Annotated in this window: 15 protein-coding genes; all 15 read right to left on the reverse strand. The window is 54.4% G+C overall.

Going from position 1 to position 10744, the window contains the following annotated elements:
* Positions 1-671 (reverse strand): beta-ketoacyl-ACP synthase 3 (locus ACWVCN_RS00740; protein ID WP_455243590.1); only part of this gene is annotated, 671 nt, incomplete at its 3' end.
* Positions 668-1708, reverse strand: coding sequence for a phosphate acyltransferase PlsX (gene plsX / locus ACWVCN_RS00745; protein ID WP_455243591.1), 1041 nt, complete (start codon positions 1706-1708; stop codon positions 668-670). The genes ACWVCN_RS00740 and plsX, both read right to left, overlap by 4 nt.
* Positions 1709-1883: 175 nt before the next feature.
* On the reverse strand, positions 1884-2069 hold the full coding sequence (rpmF, locus tag ACWVCN_RS00750) for a 50S ribosomal protein L32 (RefSeq protein WP_080886403.1): 186 nt from the start codon (positions 2067-2069) through the stop codon (positions 1884-1886).
* A gap of 58 nt (positions 2070-2127) precedes the next feature.
* A complete protein-coding gene (locus ACWVCN_RS00755) occupies positions 2128-2718 on the reverse strand; it encodes a YceD family protein (protein ID WP_455243592.1) in 591 nt (196 codons plus the stop codon).
* Between the two features lie 39 nt (positions 2719-2757).
* A complete protein-coding gene (gene rpsR, locus ACWVCN_RS00760) occupies positions 2758-3042 on the reverse strand; it encodes a 30S ribosomal protein S18 (RefSeq protein WP_455243593.1) in 285 nt (94 codons plus the stop codon).
* A gap of 16 nt (positions 3043-3058) precedes the next feature.
* Positions 3059-3463 carry a single-stranded DNA-binding protein gene (locus tag ACWVCN_RS00765; protein ID WP_455243594.1) on the reverse strand — a complete coding sequence of 135 codons (405 nt, stop codon included), beginning with the start codon at positions 3461-3463 and terminating at the stop codon, positions 3059-3061.
* Positions 3450-3797 (reverse strand): 30S ribosomal protein S6, encoded by a 348-nt coding sequence (gene rpsF, locus ACWVCN_RS00770; protein ID WP_455243595.1) that lies wholly within the window; start codon positions 3795-3797, stop codon positions 3450-3452. Before rpsF ends, ACWVCN_RS00765 begins: the two co-directional genes overlap by 14 nt.
* 258 nt (positions 3798-4055) lie before the next feature.
* Positions 4056-4697, reverse strand: a complete 642-nt coding sequence (locus tag ACWVCN_RS00775; protein WP_455243596.1) for an outer membrane beta-barrel protein — start codon at positions 4695-4697, stop codon at positions 4056-4058.
* A 176-nt stretch (positions 4698-4873) separates the two neighbouring features.
* Positions 4874-5437 carry an acyloxyacyl hydrolase gene (locus ACWVCN_RS00780; protein ID WP_455243597.1) on the reverse strand — a complete coding sequence of 188 codons (564 nt, stop codon included), beginning with the start codon at positions 5435-5437 and terminating at the stop codon, positions 4874-4876.
* 599 nt (positions 5438-6036) lie between these two features.
* Positions 6037-7128: a redox-regulated ATPase YchF gene (ychF, locus tag ACWVCN_RS00785; protein WP_455243598.1), complete on the reverse strand. Its 1092-nt coding sequence runs from the start codon at positions 7126-7128 to the stop codon at positions 6037-6039.
* A gap of 5 nt (positions 7129-7133) precedes the next feature.
* Positions 7134-7721: an aminoacyl-tRNA hydrolase gene (gene pth, locus ACWVCN_RS00790; RefSeq protein ID WP_455243599.1), complete on the reverse strand. Its 588-nt coding sequence runs from the start codon at positions 7719-7721 to the stop codon at positions 7134-7136.
* Positions 7722-7723: 2 nt separating this feature from the next.
* The gene (locus ACWVCN_RS00795; RefSeq protein ID WP_455243600.1) at positions 7724-8497 is read right to left on the reverse strand and encodes a 50S ribosomal protein L25; all 774 of its coding nucleotides are present in this window, start codon (positions 8495-8497) and stop codon (positions 7724-7726) included.
* A gap of 47 nt (positions 8498-8544) precedes the next feature.
* Positions 8545-9486, reverse strand: a complete 942-nt coding sequence (locus ACWVCN_RS00800; protein ID WP_455243601.1) for a ribose-phosphate diphosphokinase — start codon at positions 9484-9486, stop codon at positions 8545-8547.
* 210 nt (positions 9487-9696) lie between these two features.
* The gene (gene ispE / locus ACWVCN_RS00805; protein ID WP_455243602.1) at positions 9697-10638 is read right to left on the reverse strand and encodes a 4-(cytidine 5'-diphospho)-2-C-methyl-D-erythritol kinase; all 942 of its coding nucleotides are present in this window, start codon (positions 10636-10638) and stop codon (positions 9697-9699) included.
* Positions 10631-10741, reverse strand: a complete 111-nt coding sequence (locus ACWVCN_RS00810) for a helix-turn-helix domain-containing protein (protein WP_455243603.1) — start codon at positions 10739-10741, stop codon at positions 10631-10633. Before ACWVCN_RS00810 ends, ispE begins: the two co-directional genes overlap by 8 nt.
* Between the last annotated feature and the right edge of the window lie 3 nt (positions 10742-10744).

Here is a 10744-nt window from a genome sequence, read left to right on the forward strand (position 1 = left end):
ACCGCAACTTTGAACGTTTCATTGCCCTTCATCTTAATACAGTTCAACTTCTCGGCAATCACTTTTTCAGACGGCGGCATTCGCGACCCACCCCCCGGCACAGCAATCAATTCCCAGAGTGCGCCATCGGACTTCAGTTGCGTCGAAAGAATGCCGCGATCCCCTTCGCTCGCACTAACAACTGCAGCACCGGCTCCGTCGCCGAACAATATGCACGTGTTGCGATCGGTCCAATCCGTGATGGCCGACATGACTTCCGACCCGATCACCAACACATGCTTCATACCTGTTCTGACATAGGCATCCGCAACCGAAAGCGCATACACAAACCCGCAGCATGCTGCGGAGAGATCGCAGGCGGCGGCACGTGTCGCGCCCAATTGATGTTGAATCAAACAGGCAGTTGCCGGCAGTGGATAATCGCCGGTACAGGTCGCAAGCAGGATCATGTCGAGATCGGCCGCACCGATTTTGCCCGCATCGAGGGCACGCTGCGCCGCTTTCAACGCTAGATCGGAGCAAGCTTCTCCGCTGCCGGCGATGCGACGTTCCCGAATCCCCGTGCGCTCGGTGATCCACTCATCCGAGGTCGCAACCATTTTCTCAAGATCGCTATTGGCCAGGACTCTGGATGGCGCATAGGCTCCCGTGCCTGTGATACGGGCCCTCATGCGGACGACCCCTCCGCCGGACGGCTCTGCACGTGACTTTCTTCGATGTCGCGTTGAATCAATTGATCAACGTGGCTTTCAGCCAAATTCTTGGCCCGGCGAATTGCATTCTTGATTGCTTTCGCCGAGGAACGGCCGTGGCAGATCATGGTAATCCCGTTGACGCCAAGAAGCGGCGCTCCGCCGAATTCTGCATAGTCGATGCGGCGTTTCAGATTACGTAGTGGCGAGGCGATCAGCGGATAGGCCAATCGTCCAAAGAAAGACCCTGAGATTTCTTTGATCAGCAATTTCTTGATGGTATCTGCAACACCCTCCGAAATCTTTAAGGCCACGTTCCCGATGAATCCGTCACAGACGACGATGTCCGCATTACCACTGTAGACATCACGGCCCTCGACGTTACCGATGAAGTTCAACCCGCTGTTCTTCAAGAGCCTGAAGGCTTCCTTTGTGACTTCATTACCCTTGCTGTCCTCTTCCCCGATGCTTAAAAGCCCGACACGCGGATTCGGTTTTTTGAACAGTTGCTGACCATATTCGTTACCCATGATGGCAAACTGGGCGAGATGCTGGGCTGTACAATCCACATTGGCGCCGACGTCCAACATAATCGCTTCGCCGGTGAGCGTCGGCAGACTCGTTGCAATGGCCGGCCGCTCAACACCCTTGATCAATCCAAGGACGAAGAACGCCGCCACCATGCTGGCGCCTGTGTTTCCAGGACTTACGACAGCACTGGCATCACCGCTCTTCACCAATTCCGTCGCAATCCAGATCGAGGAATCCCGCTTCTTTCTGGCCACGGCGGCTGGCGACTCATGCATCCCCACCACCTGCGGTGCGTGCTTGATCGTAAGCCGACCATCCGTGCAACCCAGTCGATGACATTCGTGGGACAGCACCTTCTCGTCGCCGACCAAGATCACGTCGACATTCAACTCCTGCGCCGCTTTGAGGGCACCCTCGATACAGGGAACTGGACCGTGGTCGCCACCCATCGCATCGAGCGCAATCTTCATCCGTGACATTGTCATGCTTTGCTGGAGTCCCCTTCCTTCATCAAGCGGAAGGACCATCTAACAGGTTGGAATACTGTGGAATTTTAGAGAAGTACGGTCAAGGACGCAACAGAGTTGGTGAAAACCGTTTTGTGCTGGTCCGACAGCCCGACCCAAACGTCGGACAGTCGGACGACTTGAGACACTCTTGCTAAACTTCCTCGACCTGAATGACCGCCTTGCCCTTATAGGTGCCGCAGTTCAAACAGGTGTAATGCGGCAGCTTGAGCTCGTGACATTGCGGGCAGACCGACATGCCGGGTGGTGTCACCCGCAATTTTTGCGTGCGTCGCTTATCGCGCCTGGCCCGCGAATGTTTATGTTTCGGATTTGGCATGGTTCTTCCTCCAAACAGCCGGTCCCTGTGAAGCTTCCCTGCTCCTCCAGTCAACCGATTAGTGTTTCGTCCCTCGGATTACCCTAATCCCGGTTGCCGGCGGCTCCGCAGGACACTCACAAGGTCCCTCGTTCAAATCTTTCCCACATTGCGCACACAGCCCTGGACAGCCTTCCCGGCAGAGCGGCTGCATCGGCGCTGCCAAGATGATGTGCTCGCGAAGCATCGGTGCGAGCTCAAGATGATCACCTTGATAAAAGTATCGATCGTCTCCCTCGTCTTCTTCCTCAACCTCGATTATTTCCTTCGTGGTCGGCGTAAGCCGGCCTTTGCGGAAATCGATTGGCTTCGCATGACGCCCGACACCTTTTGTTTCATGCCCTTCATGGGCAAACGCAGTACGGATTGAGAATGCCAGAGGATCGTCGTAGTCTCTTAAACAGCGAACGCATTGCCGAACCACCGTCCCCTCGAGTACGCCGGTTACGGCGATCATACCGTCAGCGTTCGTCAGATCCAAACTCACGGAGAGCGGAGCACGGATCACGGCGTCGGATTCGGAGAGGGCCAATTCTTCAGCCGTCACCTCACCCACTAACGAAAGCCCTTCAGCTGTGATGTCCGCAATCAGCGGTGTGAGCAATCCCATCGCAGCACCTACCTGCATATCCGTCCCCAAAATCGTCGCTTACCGTTCTTCGGCGAAGCTGATCAGTGCGATATGACGGGCGCGTTTCACCGCGGTCGTCAATTCACGTTGGTGGCCCAAACAATTCCCGGAGATGCGACGCGGGACGATGCGCCCACGTTCTGTTAAAAAATTCCTCAAAAGACCGACGTCCTTGAAATCGATTGGCCCTTTTTCGATACAGAAACGACAGGGTCTCCGACGTTGAAAGAAACGTCCGCCTCCGCCACCACCGCTATCACCTCGTCCGCCACCGCTTCCACCACGTTCACGTTCCATAACCATTCTCCCTCTTCACACGTTATTGAGGTTCTTCATAGTCGTAGCTGGGATCCTCGTGGGCAGCAGTCTCACCTCCGCCACCTCCTCCCCCATCTCCTCGCTTAGGCAGAAACGTCACCGTCTGCGCGACAACTTCGTGTTTGCTACGTTTCTGGCCGTCTTCCGTCTCCCACCGGCGCTGCTGTAATCGTCCGTCGACAATGATGCCGTTCCCTTTGCTGAGATATTGTCCGCAATGCTCTGCCTGTTTGCCGAATACCACGACGTCGACAAAACAGACTTCTTCTTTCAGCTCATCGCCCTGTTTGTACCGGCGACTCACCGCCAATCCCAGAGACGCGACGGGAGTCCCATTTGGCGTGTACCGAAGTTCTGGATTGCGGGTGAGATTCCCGATCAAAATAACTTTGTTAAACCCGGCCACCGGTCAACTCCTCAGCGGCCGGCTCCGCAGCCCTACGTGGCACCAATTCCTTCTCAAGGTGGACAGTGAGGAACTTGATGATATTGTCCTCCAACCGATAGGAGCGCTCTAATTCGCCGACCGTGTTGTTCGGCGCCTTGAAGTAGAAATAGACATAGGTGCCCTTGCGTTCCCGCCGGACTTCATAAGCCAACTTCTTTCGGCCCCAATTTTCCGACTTGATAAACTGTGCGCCGGTCTTCTCGGCAACCGCCTTCATCTTGTCAATTAAGGCGTTCGTTTCTTCGTCGGTGATGGACGGACGAATAATAAATAGAGACTCGTAGTGCTCCATGCGGAATCCTCCTGGACAAAGGCCCCGGCCCAAGGCCGGAGCGAGGTGTGGGCGCCTCTATATGAGGCTTACAAATTGGTGGACGGTACCATAGCCTTCAACGGCCTGTCAACGAAGGGCACTGATCCCTGCGCTCGCAAACCCAGCTAATCTACTGTTTCTGGTTGAGAGACTACATAGGGGCCTTCGCCGGAGAGCCCTCCCGGGAAATCCCCCTGAAACGGATAGCATCAATCGTCTCAACGGTCCACCCCGTTTTCAAAAATGGTACGACACTCCTAAGAACAGTTGGTGCGCACGGTAGGTGCTATCAAAACCGCCGGCTGTGCCAAACGCACCGTTGAACTCTAATTTCGCTTCTGTGTACTTGTATTCGGTGAAGAGGGCCACCTTCGGATGAACGAATGCCCGAATGCCGACCGGAATATTTAATCCGACCGCCACATCCGTATCATCTTGGGTCGTGGCCGAGTTACTGAGCCGGGCAACGAGTATCGCAGGACCAATTCCGGCATAAGGTTGGAACGTCTTGCCAGGGTAGCGAAGCAGGAGGTTCACACCGATATTCGTCACCGCAAGGTGGATCCCGGGAATCTCATCAAGGTTCTTCACATGGGGGCTACTGTGGAAAGCATCCACCTCCAAACCTAGTGGGCCATGAAAAGGGAAGACCCCTATCTTCCCTCCAGCGGCTACGCTGTTCTTCAAATCGAAATCGGGAGCGACCAAACCGCCCAACGGTCCAGTTCCTTCGACATCGCGCAATGCATCCGCGAAATTCGCGCCGACCTGCCCGGCCACATACCACTCAGCCCTGGCAGAAACAGCTGTACCGAACCCGATGATCAAGAGGAAGATACCGAGAAAAAACCGTTGTGAGAACCACCCCTTGCCCCACATAGTGTCCTCCGTTGAAAGAGGCGAGGCTGCATTCATTCTACCAAGAAGGTTTTGGGGAATGTGAAGGGCTGGAAGGCGAATTAGAGAAAAATCATCATGCGGTAGATTCAGGAGATTGAATCAGGACTTGCCAGGAGGATACAGCCACGTAAGTGATGGGGGGCTGGAATCCTGTCCTACTTCCGCGGCTCGAACCAATAGATGAGTTCAAAGAGATGCAGGTCGACGCCGCGACTGTCTGAACCGTAGAGTGTAGCATCAGAATAATGTTGAAAGTGATAACCGAGGCCCAGTGGACCGGCGAGTCGGCTCGTGACACCGAAGGTCCACACAAACTGGAACGCTCCACCGAACTTCTGTTGGCCGAATTTGTTGTCGGTCAGCAGCGCACCACCCACTCCCATATCAATCGAGAGCAACTTATCTTTTCGTCCTAAGGTCACATTGAGGGGAACTAACGTGACAATGCCGTTGGTCTCCTCCTCGCCTCGAAGAACACCGACCGATCCCAAGATACGGCTGCCGAGCACCCAATCGCCTCCCGCCTCCCATTCCCAAGGTAAACGACTCGTCGCCCCAACATCGGCCTGTTGAAAATATATCCTCTGTTCTTCGCCAATCGGAGAACTCCCGCTCATCCCGCCCCTCACGACTAGTGACTCGACCCTGAGTCCCCCAGCGAGAGCAGATGAAACTGCAGCGAGCCAGAGCATTACGGCTGCGAGAACATAGAGTGGCATCGAATAGACGCTTCTCACATTGAGCTATGGGATAGGATACCTTTATATCACGAATGGATCCGGGCTGGAGTCCACTACTCGCTTGATTTCCAGAGACACCTTAACGAGGTAGAGGCTGCCGGCATCAGACGAAGCTGCCCCCCTTTGCCTCTGAGGTCCAAGCCCTCCACAACGCGCCGGCAGCCCCCCGCGGGGTAGCTTAACAGCGGCAAGGGCACATTTTTGTGTGCCGCCCATTTTCATACTTCTTCGGCAGAGATGCCGGGTACCCAGACCACTTGAGGATTCAGTCGGGGAGGCAACGATTCAATGAACGGCTAGAACAAGTCTCCCGTTCAAACCAGACAACAATACAATTTGCATAGTGAGGAGATGCAGGATTTAATTCTACCTTGCAAGCCCATTTGATTCTTCTGAAGGGATAGGGTGGAGGCTGGTCGCGCAATCGCGGAGGCGAGGACACCGCACTTCTCCCGACGATGGGGTCCACAAAGCTGACGGCAGGCGCTGTTAGAAGTTTCGTTAAAGCGAAAGTGTTGGCGCAGTCAACTCGGAGCGTTGGGCAAGTAGCCTCCATCCTCCCGCTGAATTAAGAGTGGCTAGACGTTAAACCTGAAATACACAACGTCCGCTTCTTTGATGACGTAATCCTTACCTTCGAGACGGAACAGGCCCTTCTCCTTCACCTTCGCTTCCGACCCACAAGCCAACAGATCACTGTAGTGATACACCTCGGCGCGAATGAAGCCCCGCTCCATATCCGAGTGGATCTTGCCAGCCGCTTGTGGTGCCTTTGTATTTTGTGGGATCGGCCAGGCGCGGGACTCTGTTTCACCAGCGGTAAAGAAGGTGATGAGGTTCAGGAGCGCGTAGGCTTCGCGTGTGAGCCGTACAAGACCCGATTCAGTTAGGTCCATCTCCTTAAGAAAGTCCCCTCGTTCGTTCTCCGGCAATGACGACAGTTCGGCTTCGAGCTGTCCGCAGATCGTCACGACACGGGCACTGCGTTTGGCCGCAAAGTCCCGCACGGTTTGGACCATCGTTTCATCCGCATCCTTGCCCTCCGACACATTCGCAACGAACAGGACCGGCTTGGCCGCCAGGAGCTGGAACTCATTTAGGAGAACTCTTTCCTCTGGCGTATAGCTCAAGTTACCAAGCCATTCCCCCTTATCGAGCAGGCCTATCAGCTTGACAAGAAATTCAACTTCGAACGCCGCCTTCTTGTCTCCGGCTCTGACCTTTTTTTCCGTTTTCTGTTTGCGCCGATCGAGTGTTTCCAGATCAGACAGCATGAGCTCTGTCTCAATGACCCCCACATCGCGGATGGGATTTACGCTGCCGTTAACATGAACGACGTCTCCGCTTTGAAAACAGCGCACGACGTGCAACAATGCATCCACCTCGCGGATGTGCCCAAGAAACTGATTGCCGAGCCCTTCCCCTTTGCTGGCCCCCTCCACTAAACCGGCAATGTCCCGCACTTCCAGTGTGCTGTAAGTGGTCTTTTTTGATTTGAAGATTTCAGTGAGCTTGATGAGGCGGGGGTCGGGTACAATTGAAATACCGGTATTCGGATCGACTGTTGCGAAGGGGTAATTGGCCGCCAGAGCGCCGCCTCCGGTAAGGGCGTTGAACACTGTGGTCTTCCCAACATTCGGTAACCCGATCATTCCGCAACACAAGCCCATACCTGCTATCCTTCTTCCTCTTCGCTAGGCTTCTCTCTCACGTTAAACTGATTCATGGCTGCTTCAGCCCCTCGGTGGATCAGGCATTCCAGCGCATCGACGGCCCGCTCGATACAAGGATCGATGACATCCATTTCAACTCTTGTGACAGTTTCCAGGACATAGTCCGCAGCATCTTGTCCTGGCGCCGGACGTCCAATGCCTATCTTGAATCTGAGGAAATGCGGTGTGCCCAACACCTCGATGACTGACTTAATACCGTTGTGCCCGCCGTTCCCCCCACCCTTTTTGATGCGGAGTCGGCCGGGTTCTAAATCGAGATCGTCGTGGACGAGAATGAGGTCGTCGGTGGTGAGCTTTAATTCACGCAGCAGACCTTTGAGCGGGAAACCCGTCACGTTCATGAAATCGAGGGTGCCGGCGAGCTCGATCAATTCGGAACCACACCGACCGGAGCCTCGATAAGCCGTGCCACGTCTGGAGAATTTGATCCCCCATCGAGCCGCAGCACGCTCGACGGCCCACATCCCGACATTGTGACGGGTCTGGGCATAAGAGCCACCGGGATTGCCCAGTCCAACGATGAGGCGCAACGTTACTTCTTCTTTTCCGCTTCTTTCTTTTCACCTTTGGGAGCTGCGGCACCGCCTTCCTTGGCTTTCGTCTCTCCGGCAGGAGCGGCAGCTCCGGCTTTGGCCGCTTCGGCACCCTCTGCCCCTTCAGCCACTACCTTGCCTTTCGCTGCTACCTCAGGTTCCTTTGCTCCTTCTGCCCCGGCGGAAAGCAACGCTTCCAGCTTGGCATCGGACATCGGTACGGCGACGCTCACCACCATCGTATCAGGATCGTCGAGATAGCGGATACCCTCCAGCTTGGCCATCTCTTTCAAATGAATACCCTGTCCGACCAATAATGGCGACGCATCTACCTCAACATGATCCGGTAAGATCCCAGGTAAACACTCGATATGCAATTCGCGCACATTGTACTGAAGAATGCCGCCTTCCTTCACTCCTACCGGCGTACTCCCCACCACATGGACCGGCACCTTGACGCGAATGGGTTTGTCCATTGAAATCTCGAAGAGATCAGCATGCAATACTTTCCCGTCGACTGGATCGAGCTGAAAATCGCGAAGCAGGGCAGTTCGCTTTGGCTTCGACTTTGCTCCTGTAATAGATAGCGAGATGAGCGCGGTGCTGCCAGACTGGGACTTGAGAATCTTGAGAAATGATTCCGGCTCCATCGTAAGCAGCAGGCAATCCCCTTGTCCGTAGAGCACAGCTGGCACCCTTCCGTCTCGACGTAACTGTCGCGCTGCTCCTTTACCGGATTTTTCCCTCAGTTCTACCGCTAAATCGAATTTCATGTTCCCTCCGTCCCCTTCTTTCTTACTTAATTATCGCAGTCCCCCCTTTAGGCAAACAACGAACTCACGGATTCATCCTCATGAATCCGCCTGATGGCTTCACCTAGTAAGGGCGCTACTGACAGCTGGTGTAATTTCGGGCAGATTTGTTCTTTGCCCCGCAACGGAATTGTGTTGGTCACAATGACCTGCGAGAGACAGGATTTCTGCAACCGGTCCAGTGCTGGTCCCGACAGCACGGCATGCGTACAGGCAGTCCATACCTCTCTTGCACCTTGATCTGCGCAAGCTTGTGCCCCTTGAACAATGGTCCCGGCTGTATCAATCATGTCATCGAGCAGCAGTACACTCTTGCCCTGTACGTCTCCGATAATGTTCATAATCTGCGCTTGATTGGGGCCTTCTCGCCGTTTATCAATAATCGCCAGGTTGGCCTGAAGCCTCTTCGCAAAAGCACGGGCACGTTCCACACCTCCCGCATCCGGCGATACAACGACCAGATCATTGAGCTTTTTCTTCGTGATGTAGTCGAGCAGTACCGGCAGCGCGTACAAGTGATCGACGGGGACGTTGAAAAAACCCTGGATCTGCCCGGCATGCAGATCCATAGTCAGAACCCGATCAGCCCCGGCAGTTGTAATAAGATCAGCGACGAGCTTAGCCGTAATCGGTACACGTGGCTGATCCTTGCGATCCTGCCGAGCATAACCGAAATATGGAATAACGGCAGTGATACGGTTGGCAGAGGATCGCTTCAGTGCATCGATAATGATCAGAAGCTCCATAAGGGAATCGTTGACCGGCTGACAGGAGGATTGAACAACGAATACGTCTGCTCCTCGAACGTTTTCCTCGATCTTGATCCGGATCTCTCCGTCACTGAACGACGAAACCGTTGCCTCTCCAAGTTTCACGCCTAAATAGGCGCAAATCTCCTGGGCAAGGGCCGGATTCGCAGTGCCAGAGAAAATCATCAATTCTCTGCTCATCGATTCCTCGAACGGTCCTCGGATACAGTAACGAAGGTCCTGGTATCGTATGTGGTTCGTCTCGACGGCGGGCGTCGGTGGTGGGCACTCTCGAACCCGCCTACCTTTGTTTCGCTACGCGCTGTTGAGGAAGCCAACAAAGAAGATAAACAGTAACGAATTTTAAAGGTGCTTGTCAACCGAAAGGAGGGAATGCCCGTATGAGGATCGTCATAGCTCCTTTACCGTCAGAGGCGTCGAACAGGTCGGAACCACGAAGACTTTGAACTGTCTCATTAAAGTTATTGAAGCTATATGGGCTTCGGTCATTCGAGCTTTGCCCTCGTCTGAAAACAACCCGAATACCGTGGCTCCGCTCCCAGAGAGAAGCGCGATCTCAGCACCTTTCGACACTAATCCCTGCTTGATGTCCATCAGGACCGGGTATCGTGCAAAGACGGGAGCCTCGAAATCATTTTCAGCCGCCTCAGTCAGCTCTTCCCACGTGATCGATGTTTCCCTGTCCAGTTCCTTAAGCTGTGACGAAAGCGGACACACGGCCTTCCTCGTCGACGCTAATTCGTGGTAGGCCCATTTGGTTTCGACCCCAAAGCCTGGATTGACTAAAATAGCCCATTTCGTGCCGCCAATCCGCACAGGCTTGACGGTTTCCCCGCGACCGCCCACAATGCTAGATGGCGCAAACAGAAAAAATGGCACGTCGCTTCCCAATGTTTGCCCGAGCTCAGCCATCTGCGGAGCAGACCAGCCAAGCCTCAGAAGATGGTTCATCGCCATAAGAGTTGCAGCTGCATCACTGCTGCCTCCCCCGAGTCCAGCCCCCATGGGAATTCGCTTCTCCAGTTCGATTTTGACCCCGATCGATCGCCCTGCACGGTCCAGAACTGCCCTCGCAGCACGATAGACAAGGTTGCTTCGATCCGCGGCTAACTGTCTGGAATCGCAATGGAGTTGAATATCTTGCAGTTGGGGAGCAAGGCGTATCCGTATCGTATCCTCAAGCCCAACCGTTTGCATGATCGACCATAGATCATGAAAGCCGTCAGCACGGCGATGAAGAATTCGGAGAACCAGATTGATCTTTGCGGGAGCGAGCACGGTCACAGCGGACGGCGAGGGACTAGAGAAAGGTTCCGAATAACTCTTAGTCACGACCTCCTTTTATAGCATACTTTTCCAGTCGGTACCGGAATGATCTCGTATTCAGCTTCAACAGTCGCGCGGCTTTTTTCTTGACCCATTTGGACCGCTCCAAAGC

Source organism: Petrachloros mirabilis (assembly GCF_975968855.1).

Coding starts and splice junctions, on each gene's coding strand:
- plsX (WP_455243591.1), bottom strand. CDS start 1,708: ATGACAATGTCACGGATGAAGATTGCGCTCGATGCGATGGGTGGCGAC.
- rpmF (WP_080886403.1), bottom strand. CDS start 2,069: ATGCCAAATCCGAAACATAAACATTCGCGGGCCAGGCGCGATAAGCGA.
- ACWVCN_RS00755 (WP_455243592.1), bottom strand. CDS start 2,718: ATGGGATTGCTCACACCGCTGATTGCGGACATCACAGCTGAAGGGCTT.
- rpsR (WP_455243593.1), bottom strand. CDS start 3,042: ATGGTTATGGAACGTGAACGTGGTGGAAGCGGTGGCGGACGAGGTGAT.
- rpsF (WP_455243595.1), bottom strand. CDS start 3,797: ATGGAGCACTACGAGTCTCTATTTATTATTCGTCCGTCCATCACCGAC.
- ACWVCN_RS00775 (WP_455243596.1), bottom strand. CDS start 4,697: ATGTGGGGCAAGGGGTGGTTCTCACAACGGTTTTTTCTCGGTATCTTC.
- ACWVCN_RS00780 (WP_455243597.1), bottom strand. CDS start 5,437: ATGCCACTCTATGTTCTCGCAGCCGTAATGCTCTGGCTCGCTGCAGTT.
- ychF (WP_455243598.1), bottom strand. CDS start 7,128: ATGGGCTTGTGTTGCGGAATGATCGGGTTACCGAATGTTGGGAAGACC.
- ACWVCN_RS00795 (WP_455243600.1), bottom strand. CDS start 8,497: ATGAAATTCGATTTAGCGGTAGAACTGAGGGAAAAATCCGGTAAAGGA.
- ACWVCN_RS00800 (WP_455243601.1), bottom strand. CDS start 9,486: ATGAGCAGAGAATTGATGATTTTCTCTGGCACTGCGAATCCGGCCCTT.